At 68.2% G+C, this 346-nt stretch carries 1 protein-coding gene; it reads right to left on the bottom strand.

The features are described from left to right. Nucleotides 1–346 (bottom strand): DUF1403 family protein (locus EN851_RS34720; protein WP_135931083.1); only part of this gene is annotated, 346 nt, incomplete at both ends.

Genomic DNA, 346 nt, shown 5'->3' with positions numbered 1-346 from the left:
GTCGGGCGGCCCGAAAGCTCGCGCACGGCCTCAAGTTGCTGCAGCCGCTCGAACAGGCGCCGCGCCGCGAAGCGCGACAAGTTTTTCGTCGTCAGCGATCCGGCGACGGCATCTTCATTCAGCAGCAAAAAAATCACGTCGCCGGCGCCTTTGGCGCGCAGTTTTGGCGCCACCGCCAGGAGTTTTTCGGCGCGGCGCGACAGTTCGCTGGCCAGCCGGCAGGCCTCGGCCGCCGCTTGAACCAGCGCGAGGCAGACCGCCCGCTCAAAACCTTTTTCGCCGGGTCGGATGCGCGTGCCGCCGCTGGCCTCGCCGCGAAACGCCGGGCCAAAGGCCTGCGCCATCA

The organism is Mesorhizobium sp. M8A.F.Ca.ET.208.01.1.1, from assembly GCF_004791315.1.
Lineage (GTDB): Bacteria > Pseudomonadota > Alphaproteobacteria > Rhizobiales > Rhizobiaceae > Mesorhizobium.
This window is presented reverse-complemented; position numbering and strand designations above follow the sequence as displayed.